General features: G+C 69.8%; 10 protein-coding genes and 2 pseudogenes. 4 read left to right on the top strand and 8 right to left on the bottom strand.

Annotated features, from left to right (window positions below; translation table 11 throughout):
• Window positions 1–439 precede the first annotated feature (439 nt).
• Window positions 440–913: pseudogene (locus tag HD593_RS09045) on the bottom strand (transposase); the annotation flags it as partial.
• 47 nt (window positions 914–960) lie between these two features.
• Here HD593_RS09045 and HD593_RS09040 point away from each other — a divergent pair.
• Window positions 961–3,060 carry an ISAzo13 family transposase gene (locus HD593_RS09040; RefSeq protein WP_185101737.1) on the top strand — a complete coding sequence of 700 codons (2,100 nt, stop codon included), beginning with the start codon at window positions 961–963 and terminating at the stop codon, window positions 3,058–3,060.
• Between the two features lie 6 nt (window positions 3,061–3,066).
• Here HD593_RS09040 and HD593_RS09035 read toward each other — a convergent pair.
• Window positions 3,067–3,843, bottom strand: a pseudogene (locus HD593_RS09035) (IS256 family transposase); the annotation flags it as partial.
• Window positions 3,844–4,108: 265 nt separating this feature from the next.
• On the opposite strand from HD593_RS09035, the gene HD593_RS09030 reads away from it, so the two are divergent.
• Both HD593_RS09030 and HD593_RS09025 read left to right on the top strand, forming a co-directional pair.
• The gene (locus HD593_RS09030; protein ID WP_185101736.1) at window positions 4,109–5,275 is read left to right on the top strand and encodes a tyrosine-type recombinase/integrase; all 1,167 of its coding nucleotides are present in this window, start codon (window positions 4,109–4,111) and stop codon (window positions 5,273–5,275) included.
• 107 nt (window positions 5,276–5,382) lie between these two features.
• On the top strand, window positions 5,383–6,417 hold the full coding sequence (locus tag HD593_RS09025) for an integrase core domain-containing protein (RefSeq protein WP_185101735.1): 1,035 nt from the start codon (window positions 5,383–5,385) through the stop codon (window positions 6,415–6,417).
• A 304-nt stretch (window positions 6,418–6,721) separates the two neighbouring features.
• On the opposite strand, the gene HD593_RS09020 is transcribed toward HD593_RS09025, so the two are convergent.
• From HD593_RS09020 to HD593_RS65045, 5 genes are all read right to left on the bottom strand, one after another.
• On the bottom strand, window positions 6,722–8,833 hold the full coding sequence (locus HD593_RS09020) for an FtsX-like permease family protein (protein ID WP_185101734.1): 2,112 nt from the start codon (window positions 8,831–8,833) through the stop codon (window positions 6,722–6,724).
• A complete protein-coding gene (locus HD593_RS09015) occupies window positions 8,830–12,000 on the bottom strand; it encodes an FtsX-like permease family protein (RefSeq protein WP_185101733.1) in 3,171 nt (1,056 codons plus the stop codon). Before HD593_RS09015 ends, HD593_RS09020 begins: the two co-directional genes overlap by 4 nt.
• 16 nt (window positions 12,001–12,016) lie before the next feature.
• Window positions 12,017–12,691 carry an ABC transporter ATP-binding protein gene (locus HD593_RS09010; RefSeq protein WP_312903405.1) on the bottom strand — a complete coding sequence of 225 codons (675 nt, stop codon included), beginning with the start codon at window positions 12,689–12,691 and terminating at the stop codon, window positions 12,017–12,019.
• A gap of 62 nt (window positions 12,692–12,753) precedes the next feature.
• Window positions 12,754–13,686 (bottom strand): ABC transporter ATP-binding protein, encoded by a 933-nt coding sequence (locus tag HD593_RS09005; protein WP_185101731.1) that lies wholly within the window; start codon window positions 13,684–13,686, stop codon window positions 12,754–12,756.
• A 154-nt stretch (window positions 13,687–13,840) separates the two neighbouring features.
• The gene (locus HD593_RS65045) at window positions 13,841–14,074 is read right to left on the bottom strand and encodes an MmyB family transcriptional regulator (protein WP_350669323.1); all 234 of its coding nucleotides are present in this window, start codon (window positions 14,072–14,074) and stop codon (window positions 13,841–13,843) included.
• Between HD593_RS65045 and HD593_RS61195 the strand changes: the two genes are divergently transcribed.
• Window positions 13,964–14,257, top strand: a complete 294-nt coding sequence (locus tag HD593_RS61195) for a hypothetical protein (RefSeq protein ID WP_246546408.1) — start codon at window positions 13,964–13,966, stop codon at window positions 14,255–14,257. The genes HD593_RS65045 and HD593_RS61195 overlap by 111 nt on opposite strands.
• Before the next feature lie 524 nt (window positions 14,258–14,781).
• Here the strand turns inward: HD593_RS61195 and HD593_RS08995 are convergent.
• A complete protein-coding gene (locus tag HD593_RS08995) occupies window positions 14,782–15,873 on the bottom strand; it encodes an integrase core domain-containing protein (RefSeq protein WP_185101729.1) in 1,092 nt (363 codons plus the stop codon).
• Between the last annotated feature and the right edge of the window lie 227 nt (window positions 15,874–16,100).

Genomic DNA, 16,100 nt, shown 5'->3' with positions numbered 1-16,100 from the left:
AGTGGACGCCGTCACCCAGCGTCTGTTGGCTGAGGTGCCCACCTCCCGCTCATGCTGAAACGCCGGTAGCGCTGAGCCCTGACCGCCCTGCCCAACATCGAACCCGTCATTCTGGAGGCCATCGAAGTCTGCCCACCGCCTGGCCACCACTCAAAATTCGGCACGACGAGCCGCGCTCCATCTCACCCGGGCGAAGCGCCTGCGCAACACCCTCCAGCGCCAGAACGCCTAATGTCTGTCAGCAGGCTGTGGATCTGTACGGCGAGCTGACCTGGCTCACTCTGAGTTCCCCCGCACTCCCAACACTTGACCTCAGGTCATCGCCCGATCCAATGCAAGCCCTAGCTGGCACATCTGTCGTCGCCCACCGTGAAGGGTGGAGGGTCATGTCCCGCGGAGTGGTGTAGTTCGGTTCTCGCGTGAGGCTCTGCTGGTTCGACTATGCCGTCATGAGTTCGGTGTGCGCCACCCCCTGTGGATTGGTGGTGGGTGGGGTGAGCAGGGCCATGGAGCTTTCCGACAAGTAGCGACGGTCGGCGACTTGCCATTCGTCGTGGGCTTCGACCAGCACCGCACCGGCCAGGCGGAGCAGCGCTTCTGGGTTGGGGAAGACGCCGACGACGTCGGTGCGGCGTTTGATCTCTTTATTCAGCCGTTCGAGAGGGTTGGTCGACCAGATCTTCTTCCAGTGCCCGGGCGGGAACGCGGCGAAGGCCAGAATGTCGTCGGCGGCCTCGTGCAGCATCGCCTGCACCTTGGGGAACTGGCGGCCGAGCATGCCCGCGATCACGCCGAGTTGGTCGCGCACCATGTCCGGGGTGGGCTGGGCGAAGATGGTGCGGATGGCGGCGGCGACCATCTCGGCCGACCCCTTCGGGACGGTCGCCAGGACATTTCGCAGGAAGTGGAGCCGTCAAGAAATAAGGCGTTGCTTTTCGATCTTGAACTCGTTGGCCTGGTATGGGCATACCGGACGAAGTCCGCGATCAGCTTTCCTTGCGGTTCAGGGTGCTGTTTCCGCATTTGAACGAGCGGCAGCGGCGTCTGGTGATGGGCCAGGAGGCTCGGCTGCTCGGACATGGTGGGGTGCGGGCGGTGGCGGCAGTGGCCAGAGTGTCCGAAACGACGGTCCGTGCCGGCGTGTTCGAGCTGGAGGCCGGTGAGGATCCGCTGCCGGATGGCCGTGTCCGTCGTCGTGGTGGCGGTCGCAAGACGGCTGAAGCTCAGGACCCGGATCTGGTGCTGGCACTGCTGGCGCTGGTGGAGCCGGATGAGCGCGGGGATCCGGCCTCGCCGCTGCGCTGGACTACCAGGTCGCTGCGTGATCTGGCCCAGGAACTGACCCGGCAGGGCCGTCCGGTCTCGGCTCCGACGGTGGGCCGGCTGTTGAAGGACCAAGGCTTCAGTTTGCAGGCCAATGCCAAGACGCTGGAAGGCAAGCAGCATCCGGACCGGGACGCGCAATTTCGTTACATCAACGAGCAGGTCAAGGCTCATCAGGCGGACGGTGAGCCGGTGATCAGCGTGGACACGAAGAAGAAGGAGTATCTGGGCGATCTGCCGAACCCCGGCCGACAATGGAGGCCCAAGGGCGACCCGGTCCGGGTTGAGGACCACAGCTTCTTCTTCACCGGTCCGCACGTGCCGCACGCGATCCCGTACGGAATCTACGACATGGCCCGCAACACGGGCTGGGTGAACGTCGGGATCGACCACGACACCTCGGCGTTCGCGGTGGAATCGATCCGGCGCTGGTGGCGCGGCCGCGGCAGCCTGGACTACCCGAACGCGAACCGGCTGCTCATCACGGCGGACTGCGGAGGCTCCAACAGCTATCGCTTCCGGTTATGGAAGGCCGAGCTGGCTGGCTTCGCCGCCGAGACCGGGCTGACGGTGACCGTCTGCCACTTCCCGCCGAGCACCAGCAAGTGGAACAAGATAGAGCACCGGCTGTTCTCGCACATCACCATGAACTGGCGCGGCAGGCCGCTGACCAGCCACGAGGTCGTGGTCAACAGCATCGCCGCGACCCGCACCCACACCGGGCTGACCGTCACGGCCGAACTGGACACCAACGCCTACCCGCTGGGCGTGTCGGTGTCGGCCGAGCGGATGAGCATGCTGCCCATCGTCCCGCATACCGAGCGCGGCGCCTGGAACTACACAATCAGCCCGGCAGACGGCCACCCGCCCCTGTCCCCATGCGATGACCAGGCGCGCATCCGGTCCGAAAGCCTGCATGCTCTGGCCGATCCCCGGCTGACTGGGATGAGCCGCCAGGAGCTGAACGAGCTGGCCGCATGCCTGGCTCCGGGTCAGGCGGCCCTGGCCGAGCAGCGCAACTTCGAAATCCGTGGTGGCCCACGCCGGCAGGCCAAGGCTAACCACGGACGCCCCCTGCTCACCGACGCCGACAAGACCCTGATCGCCATTGTCTATCTCCGCCAGATCTGCTCCCAGCGCGTCCTGTCGGAGATGCTCGAGATCAGCCAGCCGCCGATCGGTCAGGCGATCACCGAGACCGGCAAGCTCCTGGCCGCCCGCAAACTCACGATCAAGCCCACCGTGCTGCGCTTCACCAGCGCCGGTGCGCTGCGCGACTTCCTGGACAGCAACACCGTCCCGGCACGGCCGAACCGGCTGGCGCTGCTCGCCGATCCGGCACTGACCGGGATGAGCCGCCCGGAACTGGCCGCGCTGACCGAGCGCCTGTCGCTGCGGCAGGCCGCCGAGGCCGAGCAGCGCAAGCATCGCCAGCGCGGCGGTGACCGGCAGGCCAGCGCTCGTGGAGGCATCTTCCAGGAGAAGATCACCGACGCCGAGCGCGTCCTGGCGGTCATCCTTGGCATGCGCAAGGTCTGCACCTGGCAAGTCGTGGCCGAGCTGTTTCAGGTGAGCCGGCGAACCATCGGAAACGCGCAGATCTGGGTCCGCCCGCTGCTGGAGGAGACCGACTACACCGTCACCCGAGCCGCAACCCGCTACTCCAGCGCCGACGCGCTCCTGAACGCCCTCACACCACACGACGACAACCCAGCAGTCACAGAATCGACACCTTGATTTTTTACGGCTCCAGTGCACGCGACACCTCTGCCAGGCCGCGCCGAGCAGCACTGCGCCGATGGAGGCGACCAGGCCGGCGTGCGCGTCGGAGATGACCAGCTGCACTCCGGCCAGGCCGCGCGCCTTGAGCGAGCGCAGGAACGCGGTCCAGAAGGCGCCGTCTTCGCTGTCACCCACGGCGAAGCCGATGACTTCGCGGCGGCCGTCGGCGCTGACGCCGGTGGCCACGATGACGGCCTGGGAGACCACCCGCCGGTTCACTCGCGCCTTGCAGTAGGTGGCGTCCAGGAACAGGTAGGGGAACCTCTGCTCGGCGAGCGAGCGGTCGCGGAAGGCGGATACTTCCTCGTCCAGGTCGGCGCAGATCCGTGAGACCTCGCTCTTGGAGATGCCGGTGTCGGCGCCGAGGGCTTTGACCAGGTCGTCGACCTTGCGGGTGGACACGCCGTGCAGGTAGGCCTCCATCACCACGGCGAACAAGGCCTGGTCCACGCGGCGGCGGCGTTCCAGCAGCGAGGGGAAGAACGAGCCGGTGCGCAGCTTGGGAACCTGCAGCTCCAGATCACCCGCGGTGGTGGTCAGCGTGCGGGGGCGGTGCCCGTTGCGCTGCGCTACCCGGGTCGGGGTGCGCTCGTTCGGGGCGGCGCCGATCACCGCGGTCAGCTCGGCCTCGATGAGGGCTTGGTAGATGGTCTCGGCGGCGTGCCGGATACGTTCGCTCGCCTCGGAGTTCTTCAGTACCGAAAGGACTTCTAACAGGGCAGACTGGTCCAGGGCCATCGTGTGCTTCTCCTCTGCGTGTCACTTGGCGGTTTCACACAGAGACTCACGCGATGGCCCTCTGTCGTTAAAGGCGACGCGCCGATGAGGGCCGGTTCTACACCACTCGACGGGACGTGACCGGGTGGAGGTGGGACAGATGGCACAGACTCGTGTGCAGGTCAGCAGGCGATGCGGTTGCGTGGATGCAGAAACGGGACGTCAGCGAGGGGTGGCGTGTCCGCGTCTGCTGGCGGATGACGATCACGGCAGCTGGTATTTCGCGGTGCAAGTACGCGGCCTGGACGGGCAGCGGCAGCGCGTCCGCCAGGGCGGTTACGCCGACCCCGAGGAAGCGCAGACGGCAGGCCGTGCCCTGATAGCTGCCGACCGCGAGGGCGCGGGAGCCGCCGGATGCACACTCGGGCAGTGGCTGGCACGCTGGCTCACCAGCAAGAAGACCCTGCGTCCGTCGACCCGGCAGGGCTACGCCACGCACATCCGCCTCTACCTCATCCCGCAGCTGGGACGGATCCTGCTCCACCAGCTCACCTCGCGCGATGTCAACGGCCTCCTCGCGATGCTGGCGTCCCGTCCCTCGCCGACCGGCCGCCATCTGTCGCCCGCGACCATGGTGCGGATCCACGCCACCTTGCGGACCGCGCTGAACGCCGCGGTGCGTGCCCGGCTGATCCCGGTCAACCCGGCCAACGGCGCCGAGCTGCCCCATCCACGGCGGCCGCATCCGGTCGTCTGGACCGCCGGGCGGACCGCTCGCTGGCAGCAAACAGCCGAACGTCCGGCGGTGGCGGTCTGGACCGAACAACAGCTCGCAGCCTTCCTGGCCAGCGTCGCGCAGGATCACCTGTACGCCGCCTGGTGGCTGGCCGCTCTGCGCGGACTACGCCGCGGCGAGCTGGCCGGGCTACGCTGGACGGACGTCGACCTGCAGGCCGCCGAGCTGACAGTGACGCAGCAGCGAGTGCACGCCGACGGCCAGGTCGTGGTCGGTCCGCCGAAGAGCGCCACCAGCTGCCGAGTGGTCGCCTTGGACGCGCAGACCGTACGGGTGCTGACCCGACACCGCGAGCGGCAAGAGAAGCTGAGCGCGACGGCGGGCACCCGCTGGCAGAACTCGGGATACGTGTTCACCACCGCGACGGGTGCGCCGCTGCGGCCGGACTACCTCACCGGCCGATTCCGCCGGCTGGTGGCGGCCTCCGGGCAACCGCCGATCCGGCTGCACGACCTGCGGCATGGCGCCGCCACGCTGGCCCTGGCCGCGCACACCGACCTGAAGGTGGTGCAGGCAATGCTGGGGCATGCCAGCATCGTGCTGACCGCCGATACCTACGTCTCGGTGCTGCCGGAGGTGGCCCACCAGGCGGCCCGGGAAACGGCCCGGCTGGTGCTGGAAGCCGCGTTCGCGCTGGGGCGGCCGCTCGGCGGCTGACTCAGGTTTGCCTCACATTTGCCTGTGCGGTGCCAAAACTCGTCCATGGCATCTGGCCTGGCCTTCTATCCTCGTCACTCGTTTTTCTACGCCTGCTGTATTTGCTGATGGTCCGGTTGTTCGGCTGGTTGACGCTACTCGCGCGGGGCGACACCTCCAAGGACGTGGAGATCTTGGTGCTGCGTCATGAGGCCGCCGTCTTGCGTCGTCAGGTCGCCCGGCCGCGACCGGACTGGGCCGACCGGGCGCTGCTGGCCGCCCTGGCTCGACTGCTGCCCACGCGGCTTCGGCGCCATCGGATCGTGACGCCGGGCACCTTGTTGTCCTGGCACCGCCGACTGGTCAGCCAACGCTGGACCTACCCGAACGCGGCCGGACGTCCACCGATTGCGGATGAGCTGCGTAATTTGGTGATCCGGCTGGCCAGAGAGAACCCACGATGGGGGCACCGGCGGATCCAGGGGGAACTGCTCGGCCTCGGCCATCAGATCGGGGAGGGCACCATCCGCCGCATCCTCACCGCGGCCGGCCTCGGCCCAGCGCCACGCCAGACCTCTCCGACCTGGCGACAGTTCCTCACCTCGCAAGCCTCCGGCATCCTGGCGTGCGACTTCATGCACGTCGACACCGTATTCCTCAGACGCCTGTACGTCCTGTTCGTCATGGAGATCGAGACACGCCGCGTGCACCTGCTGGGCCTCACCTCCAACCCGACCGGCGCGTGGACCACCCAGCAAGCCCGGAACCTGCTGATCGATCTGGGCGAGCGCGCCGCCGCCTTCAGGTTTCTCATCCGGGACCGTGACGGCAAGTTCTCCCGCTCGTTCGATGAAATGTTCACCGCCGCTGGCGTGCGGGTCATCAAGACGCCCGTCCGGTCTCCACGGGCGAACGCGTTCGCCGAACGGTTCGTGGGAACGCTACGCCGTGAGTGCCTCGATCACCTGCTCATCCATGGCGAGCGGCACCTGCGTAAGGTCCTGACCGAGTACGAACGCCATTTCAACCATCATCGCCCGCATCTGGGCCGTTCACTCCGCCCGCCATTGCACGATCCCAGCGAGGTGATCGACATGACTTCCCGGATTCACCGTCGAGGGACCGTCACAGGACTGATCAACGAGTACCGCAGAGCAGCCTGATCACCCGGCAAACGCCGAGCTCAGCAGTAGTGTCCGCGTTTTGGCACCGCACAGGTGTCGGAACCTGACAGCGTGTGACGGGGCGTGCGAGCACGCACCGAGCACGGCGAAACCCTACTTGATCAGTACATCGCTGCTCGCAGAAACGAGTCTGTGCCTCAGACCACGCTGGTGCTACACGCGACAACGGCCGCAGTGGTCGGCGCGTGCTCCAAGCCTCCACGATCCTGCGGGTGCCCCCAGACAGGCCATCCTCCAGCCTGCTTGGAGGAGCGCCATCCTCACTGGCCCGAAGTTCACCGGCTCAGATGTCGCCCGCGCGGATGACCTCGCTCAGTCGTCGGCGGCGGCGTAGCGCCGACTCGACGGGCACCACGACGGCGACCGCCACCAGGAACACGACCGCCACCAGGCCGAGCCCCCACCACGGCAGCGCCAAGGCCGGGTCGGCGCCGGTGAGCAGGCGCAGGGCGAGCGAGCCGAACGTCAGGCGGGTGAGTAGCACCCCGAGCAGCGGACCGCCCACAGCGGCGACCAACGCCGGCGGCAGCAGTTCTCCCGCGGCGACCCAGCGAGCCTCCCGGGGCCGCAGCCCGAGGGTGCGCAGCCGGGTCAGGGTCTGCCACCGCTCGGGCGCGCCAACGGCCGCGCCGAGAGCAAGTCCCAGCAAGCCCAGAATCGGCAGGATCACAGCCGAGACCCACGCCAGCCGTAGCAGCCCTAAGGACAGCGGCCCATCCGCAGTCCCGTGGCCGACAGCGGCAGTAAGGGTGAGCGCGTACGAGGCCAAGGCCACGGAGGTCACGAGCACCATCAGCGGTAGCACCCGGGCCGAGGTGGCCGACGCCCTCGCGGCCCCGAACACCGCCAGCGGCCGGCGCGATCGCAGGAGCCGTTTGAGCACGAAGCGCGTCCCGAGAGGTAGCGCTCGCGCCAGCACGAGCGCACCCGCGAGCGCGCCAAGGGCGGGCGCGCTCGCGGGCAGCATCCCGCCACCGATTCCCCTCTGGTACAGAGCGACGATGGCGCCGGACGCGGCCACCAGCACCCCGGTCTCAAGAGCGGCCCGCCGCAGCCGTACGGTGTTACGCACCCACCGCCGCGCACTCCGGTTGGCCGGGACGCGGCGATCCCTGGTGGCGCGGGCGGCGGCGAGCGTGCCGAACGCCGGTCCGGCGGCAACGGCGGTGACCACCACGGGAACCATCCACTTCCAGGAGACCCCCGGCGCGAAGGCCCGCGCCAGGCCGAGCCCGGCCGCCGCGGCCAGCAGCGTCATCACGGCGGATTCGAGCAGCAACTCGCCACCGATCACCGGCAGCGACATCCCTCTCTGCCGGGCGGCGGCCAAGGCTGGGGCGCGGCGGTGTACCAGCAGGTCGGCGGCGAGCAGCAGGACCAGGACCGCGACGGCGAGCAGGGTGACGAGCAGGACGGACGCTTGCGCGGACGCGGCATCGACCTGGGCGCTCACGTCCCGCAACACCCCGTCGAGCCGGGTCTCCCACTTCAGCGAGCCGTCCCGGGCGCCGGAGGAGCCGGAGGCCGCCTTGAGCGCGACCACCTTCGCGACGATCGACGGGACCGCGTCCCAGATGAGCCTGGACGGTTCGGGCGTGAACCAGACGGTCCGCCGCAACTCGTCCTGGCCGAAGGCGAGCCGGGCATCGGGCAGCGAGTCGCGTGACAGCAGCCCGGCGAACCGGGTGGTTCCCATGCCGCCCGCGCCGGTGACGGGAGCCAGCAGCGAGGGGAGGAGCCGCCAGGCGGGATCGGCGCTGTCCCGAGGCCGGAAGATGCCGCTGACCTGGACCTTCTTAACATTTCCCTGATCGTCGGCCAGCGGGATGCGGGCGCCGGGACGGACCTGGAGAGCGGCGGCGTCCGCCTCCGACAGGCCCACCTGCACCGGCCACGGCGGCGCGCCGTAGGGAACCTCCGCCGTCTCAGAGGCGGTGGGCCGGGGCGGGTCGCCCGCGATCCAGGTCACGTCTGGCCCGCCGTCGCGGGACAGATAGGCGAGCTGGAACGTACGCAGCACGCTGCCGTCGGTGATCTTGAGGGTGGGGCTGGTGACGGTGGTGACGGGTGGGCGCAGGGCGGCGCGCAGGCCGGGGCCGAGTTCGTCCGTCGCCCTGGCTCGGAAGTCGTCGACGTCCTCGGCGAGGCGGGGATGGCGGATGCGGCTGCCGGCCGGCCCGTCGTCGGCCTCCATGCGGGCGTGGACCTGGAGGTCGGCGCCGGTCCTGCGTACCGCGTCCCGTACGGCGGCGTCGGCGGTCGCGGACAACATCGGCGGCACCGCGCCGGCGAGCAGCGTGACGACCACCACCACGACGGCGGCCAGGAGCAACGGCCCGGCGTCCGCGCGGGCGCGGCCGACGACGCTGGGCCAGTGCGGTGCCGGGATCCTCATGACGCCACCCGCAGATACGCGGCATCGGCACGCCGGGCCTGGACGGCGACCACCGCGCTCACCGCCAGCACGCACCCGGCCAGCAGCCCGGCGAGCAGGGCGACCTCGGCGGCCCACGGCCAGACGGGCAGAACCTCGGGAACGGGAGCCGCGCCGGTATCGGAGCGGACGAGCAGAGGCGCGACGACGCGGGTGGCCAGCGCGCCGACGACCGCGCCCGCCGCGAGCAACGGCAGCAGGATGCCGACGTGCTGGCCGAGCAGCACGGTACGGATCTCGCGCCGGGTCATCCCCAGACCCCGCAGTCGCGCCACCTCGACCGCGCGGGCCCGCAGATCGAACGTCACGTGCAGCACGATCCCGGCGATCAACAACAGCACCGCGGCCGGTACGAGCAGCCGGAGCACGGTCGGCAGCCCGGCCCGCAGCGGACCGCCGGTGAGCCGGGTGGTCTCGGACGCGCGCGTGGTGACGCTGCCGAGGCGGAGATCGGCCGCATCGCCTTTGGTGGGATGGCCGACCCACCACGCGTCCACGGGCACGTCGAAGTCGCCACTGACGGCGAGGGCGCGGGAGAGGGCGTCGAAGTCGGCCAGGACGGCCGCAGCGCCCGAGGCGGACGGCACGGCCGGCAGCACCTCGGCCACGCGGACCTGTACGGGGGTGAGGCCGACGGTGAGGTCGAGCCGGGAGCCGCGCCGGGAGCCCACCTCATCGGCGAAGCGGGCGGAGACGGCGACGGGCACCGGTCCCGGGGCCGGGAAAGCGGTGGCGACCAGGTTCCTGGCGGCGTCCGGCGGGCCCTTCAGCGCGACGTTCGTGGTCATCCTCAGCTCAGTGCCCGAGGAGGTGCCGGCCAGGGCGACGGCCGGATCGCCGAGTTGCCCGGGGGCCGGCCCGGCTGAGGTGGCGGTCCAGGGCGATGCCCCAGAGGCTGTTCCCGGCACGGTGAGCGTCACGGCCACGCGACTGTCCCCCGCCGGGGACTCCGCCAGGGCATCGGAGTGGCCGGTGCCCACGTTCCCCGTCGCGATCGCGAACGGAAGGGACACCGCGACCAACCGGAGCCCTTCGGCCGACGCGCAGTCCGGCAGCGGATGCGCTTTGCCGTCGAGCGGGATGGGCTGAAAGGTGCAAGGAGTACGCAGCCCTGTCGCATCCTGAAACAGCAGCCGGGGCATCACGGTGAGCGGCGTCGTACCAGTCGCGTTCCCGACCAGGGAGAGCGCGGCTCCAGCCAGGACGGGAACACCGGCGACGCGCGTCGGCGGCGCGAGAGCGGCGCCGACAGCGTTCCAGGTGCGACCATCGTTCAGCCGCCCGCGCAGCAGCGCCTCGGCACGAGTGGTGTCCACGGCGATCAGCCGCGGCGGGTCACCGGCGCCGCCGAGCCACTGCCCGACCGCGATGCCACGATCGGTGGCCGGGCTCGCTTCTCCCCCGGTGGCCGCCCCGACCACCGGGCCCTGCCCGGCGGCGGGCGGGGCGGTGAGGGTGAGCACGAGATCGGTCCCGACGGACAGATCTGCCTGGTCCTGCTGGGAGCGCTGCCACGTGGCGTCGAACCCGATCCCGTACGTGGCCGCCGCGCAACCCAGCGAGATCAGCAGCCCCGCCGCGACCGCCTGTGGCCTGCGGGCGGCTTCGAAGGCGGCCAGCGGAATCATCAACCCGCGAGCCCGGCGAGCCAGCCGTTCCACAACGCGCAACGCGGGCCACACCAGACGCAGCGCCACCGCGGATCCGGCGATGAGCAGCAGCGCGGGAGCGAGCACCCGTACGGCGTCGACTGGAGAGCCTGAACCGGCCGGCTGATCGCGCAACTGCCACCAGCCGACGGCGGCAAGCGCCACGAGCAGCAGGTCGGTGCCGGACCGGGCGAGCAGTTCCCGCCGCCCGCGCACACCTTCGGAGGAGGTCCGCAGCGAGGGCACGACGAGCACCACCGCCAGCGCCAGCGCGCCACCGGCGACGGACAGCACCTGTACGGCGTTCACGCCGGGAGGCACGGCGAGCCCCGCCCCGGCCAAAGGCGGCAGCCGGGTCAGCCCGGCGTGCAGGGCGGACGAAGCCGGGATCGCGACCGCGGTGGCGAGCACGGCGAGCGCGCCGGCCTCGACAAGCGCGGCGGTGGCGAGTTGGCTGCGGCCGATGCCCAGCGCGGACAGCAGGGCGGTCTCGTCGCCGCGCACACCGGCGCTGAGCCGACCGGCGAGGGCGAGGGCGGTCGCGGTCAGGACGAGGCCGATGGCGGCGACGGCGAGCACGGCGGCCGTGGTGACCCGCTGCTGATCGTGGGCGGCCAGCAGGGTCGAGGGCAATTGGGAGGCGACGCGCTGGATCCGTACCCGGTCGCCGAGCGTCTGCCCCAGCCGGCGGTCGGCGCCGAGCACGGCCTGGGTGACGGTGTTGAGGTCACGACCGGCGGGGGCGGACAGGTCGGGGTGGGCGGTGATCTCCAGCCGGTCGAGGGTGGAATCGCCGCCGAGCAGGTCGGCGAGATCGACGATGAACGGCCCGTACGCGTGAACCGGCTGTGCGGAGCGGCCGTCGTGGTAGGCCAGGTCGTATCCGGCGCCGGCGAGGGGGTCACGGTCCCAGCCGGTGCCCGGCAGCGGGCGTACGACGCCGACTACGCTCACCTCGACCCCTTGGTCGGGATCGTCGGCCAACTCCATGCCGAGGCGGACCCGGCTGCCGACAGTGAGGCCGAACTGCCGCGCGGTGCTTTCCAGGACCACGGCCTGTGCCGGCACGGCACCCGCCCGCGGCAGGCGTCCGGCGGCCAGTTGGGTGCGGACCGGCAGGTCCTCCACCCCTGACAGGTACGCCACAGCCGGGACACCGGCGCCGGGGAGCGATCGCATCACGGACGACGCACGCGCGACCGTCGTTGTCGCGAACGGAGCGAGGGCCGAGGTCAGCACGCCGCGGGTGTCGTCGGCGACGGATTTCGCGTGCTCGCCGCGCACGGTGACGGTGTAGGCGGTGACGTCGATCTGATCGGAGGTGGCGCGGGAGGCGGCGGTCTCCAGCGCCTGCTCGGCGGTACGGGTGAGCAGGAGGGCGCAGGCGCCCAGCAGCGTGGGGCCGACTACGGCGACGGCCAGGAGGACTCCCAGCAACGGCCATTGCGCGCGGGCTCGCCGGGCGACCAGCCTCAGCACGGACAGCTCTTACTGATCACGAATCGCCCCGACCGTTCGAGCGCCCGCCGAGCTGCCCATCAGGCCGCGTGCCCGGGTGCTCGTCGAGATGCCCATCGTTGATGCGGATCACCCGATCCGCCAGCGCGAGCATCGTCGGATCATGCGTGGAGACCAGTGCCGTCACTCCCTCGGACTCCACCACCCCGCGCAGCAGCGCCATCACCGACAGACCGGTCTCGGCGTCCAACTGCCCGGTCGGCTCGTCCGCGATCAGCAGCCGGGGCGAGGCGGCCAGCGCCCGGGCGATCGCCACCCGCTGCTGCTGCCCGCCGGACAGCTCACCGGGAAGCTGTTCAGCATGGGCGGCCAGTCCGACCAGCTCCAGCAGCAGCGCGACCCGCCGCTCACGCTCCGCCGACGGCATGCGGGCCAGCCGCAGCGGGGCGCCCACGTTCTCCGCGGCCGACAACACCGGGATCAGGCCGAAGGTCTGGAAGACGTAGGAGACCCTCTCCCGCCTCAGCAGGGACAGGCCGTCCTCGTCGAGGGCGGTGACGTCCGTTCCGTCGACGAGGACCGTACCGGAGTCCGGGCGGTCCAGGCCGCCGATGATGTTGAGCAGCGTGGTCTTGCCGGAGCCGGACCGCCCGACGAGGGCGGTCATGGTGCCGGCCGCGAGCTCGAACGTCACGTCCCGCAACGCGTGCACGGCGGTCGCCCCGCTGCCATAGCGACGATGAACGCCACGCACACTGACCAGCGGCCCGCCGTTCATCCGGCCCCGCCGCCGTCGGGACGGATCGCGACGTGATCGGCCTCCAGCACCAGCCGAACCCGTCGCGTCAACGCCAGCGCCTCCCGGTAGTCGCGCGGAACCTGAATCCGCCCCGCCCGGTCCATCACCGCGTATTCCTCGGCAATTACCTGCGGGTCACCGTCATCTCCGGTGGCGGTACGCCGCAACACCTCGCTGCTCGTGCGCCCGTCGCGAATCGCCACCGTTCGCTCCACCTGCCCGCTGACCGCGGGGTCGTGGGTCACGATGACGACGGTGACCCCCAGCCGCCGGTTGATCTCCCGCAACAGCCCGAACACCGCGGCCGACGTGGCGCTGTCCAGTTCCCCGGTCGGCTCATCGGCCAGCAGCACCCTGGGCTCGTTGGCCAGGGCCACCGCGATGGCCACCCGCATCTGCTGCCCGCCGGACAGCTGCGCGGGTCGCCGCTCGGCGCACTCGGCGACGCCGAGCAGGTCCAGCAACTCGGCGGCACGCCTGCGACGTATCCGGCCGGGAGTGCGGGCCGCCGTCATCGGCAGGTCGACCATCTGCCGCGCGGTCAGGTACGGGATAAGGTTGGCGGCCGCCTGCTGGCGTACGAGTCCCACGGTGTGCCGCCGGTACCGGACACGATCGGCCCGCGACATGTCCAGCAGATTCCACCGATCGACCCGCACCCGCCCAGCCGTGGGAGCATCGACCCCGGCCAGGATGGACAACAACGTCGACTTCCCCGACCCGGAAGCTCCGACGACGGCCACCATCTCCCCGCTGTCCACGACCAGGTCCAGCCCCTGCAGTGCCTGCACCTCGACCGACCCGGACTGGTAGATCCGCACCAGGCTCTCGCACACGATCAGCGCGTCCCGCCCGAACTCCGGCGCCTTCGCAGGAGGCTGCGGCAGCGACAAGGGCGTGATGGACATCCCCCTCCTCAACCCCGACACCGCTCTGAGCTGTGGCCAAACTCTATAGTCCCGGCAAACCGGACCCCAAGACCCTTTCACACCTCGGATCTCCCGTGCGCTCGCCCTCGTCGAGAACTCTTCGATGCCGAGGACCCGCAGCAGCTCCAGCCGTTCACGGGTATCGGTGTCCTCCGGGGTGAGCACCAGCAGTTGAAGAGGTCTCGCAGTCCATCGTCAGCCGGCCCACCTGCGGGTGCAGCAGGGTCTTGCGGTCGGCGCGCCGTACCGCCGCGTCATGCTCGCCCAGAGCCTGCGGATGCCGACGCTCGCGGCCCGCAGCCGCTCGACGGGCGCGGCGACCGCCAGAGCCCTGGACCGGCGGCCGGCGGACGCGCAGCTCGGCCACGAGCTGACGGGCGTGATGCTCCTGCTCCTCGGGCGGATGGACGGCTCCGGTGGCGGGCGGCGGCGCCCTGTCACCCTGCGATCTCCGGTACTCCACCGCGATCGGCAACAACAGCAGCAGCAGCAGCAAGACTCCGGCGACAAGCCAAAGGCCCGTCTGGTTGAGATCCCACCTTGTCAGTGACTACCGGAGTAGCGCGATGAGATCATCCGTACGGATGATCAGCAAGCCGAGCGCGACGACAGGCTACCCCGTGATCGCCGTCACCCTGATGGCGGCCGGGTTGGTCACGTCGATGTACTCGACCTGCAGCAGAGGGGTGCCCGGCCCGGCAGACGCCGGTGCCTCATGGCGTGTTCGCATGAAGCCGTTTGTTCAGGCGAGGGCGGCCACCGGTGCCTCAACCATCGCAGAGAACGGATACTCATCAGGCAGGCGGGAGCCAGAAGTTCAGGGCGTACTGGAGCTCCGTGCCACTCAGTGCTGGTCATAATGGCCTGCGGCGATGTCCTCCAGGAGCGTGGGCCCGTTGGGCTCCCACGCCAGCAACTCGCGGGTGATGGCGCTCGAAGCGGGAAGTCGGCGGTCATGAACCGGCCGACGAACGGCATCTCGTGGGCGATCTGCTCGGCGGCGACGGACTCGGCCGGGATGCCGAGCCGGGCGGCGAGTGCGTGAAACGTGTGGGTGCCGAATATCGTGTCTCCTCATGCGACCTGCGCGTATTCGTGTAGGAGGCCGCCGAGCCGGTCTCGTCGCGAGACTTCGATGTCGGCGTCGACCGACTCCGGTAGCGCCTGCAGTGGGCTGGCCTGCTTCAAGGATCGGTGCGGACGATGCCTATTGAAGTAGGTCTCGTACTCGGCGAGGACCTTGCGCAGGTGGCGTTCGTTCATGATGAGGATCCGGTCGAGTAACTCGCGGCGTACGCTGCCCACCCATCGCTCCGTGATCGCGTTCATTCGAGGAGCTTGTGGTGCGGTGAGCAGCACGCGGATGCCCTCGGTCGTGAACACCTCATCGAACAGAGCGGTGAACTTGCTGTCACGGTCTCTGATCAGGAATCGGAAGTCGCCGATCCGATCGCCCAGGTCGAGGATCAGGTTGCGGGCTTGCTGGGCGACCCAGCCAGCGGTCGGGTTCGCCGTGACCCCCAGCACATGGACCCGCCGGCTGGCGTGCTCGACCACAGCGAAGCAGTACAAACGTGTGAGCATGACCGTCTCCACGCTGAAGAAATCGCAGGCCAAGATCCCGGACGCCTGAGTCTTGAGGAACTGAGCCCAGGTCGGACCACCGCGCCGGGGAGCTGGATCGAAGCCGGCCCTTTTCAAGATCGCCCACACGGTGGCCGGGGACACCTTCCGGCCCAGGCCGGCGATCTGCCCGGCGATACGCCGATATCCCCAGTCCGGATTCTCGGCGGCCAAGCGCAGCACCAGGGCTCGGATGGTAGGCCGGATCGGTGGCCGTCCCGGCACGTGCTTAGGGTAGGTCCAACGTCGCTTCACCAGGTCGGCACGCCAGCGCAGGAGCGTCCGCGGTGTGACGAACAAGTGACATCGACGGCGTCGAGACAGGAGTCGCGCGAGCGCGGAAATGATGGCCCGGTCCGCCCACGACGGCCGGGGAACCGCCACCTGGCGCCGGAGCACAGCCACCTGATGCCGCAACACCAAGATCTCCGCATCCTTGGACGCCTGTGATCGCGTAAGCAGCGCGATCCAGCCAAATGCCCGTAAGACGATCAAGTACAGCAGCCTCAGAGCCACCCTGCGATCCTGCCGGAGCCGAACCATCGAACACAGCAAAACCCCAGATCAAACCCTGTGACGCAATTTTCGGCACCCACAAGAGCCGATGGCCTTGCGGTGGCGGCGGATGAGGCCGGCCACGTAGTTCAGCGTTGACCGCGACAAATCGACGGCAGCACGATAGAAAAGCATCCGAGCCCCTGGTGGTGACGGTGTTGATTGTGGTGATCCACCCGTCTACCAGGGGCTCTCTACGTCCTCAGGCGAACGCC

This window comes from Nonomuraea rubra, assembly GCF_014207985.1.
Lineage (GTDB): Bacteria > Actinomycetota > Actinomycetes > Streptosporangiales > Streptosporangiaceae > Nonomuraea > Nonomuraea rubra.
Note: the sequence above shows the minus strand (reverse complement) of the source record. Positions and strands in the feature narration are given on the sequence as shown.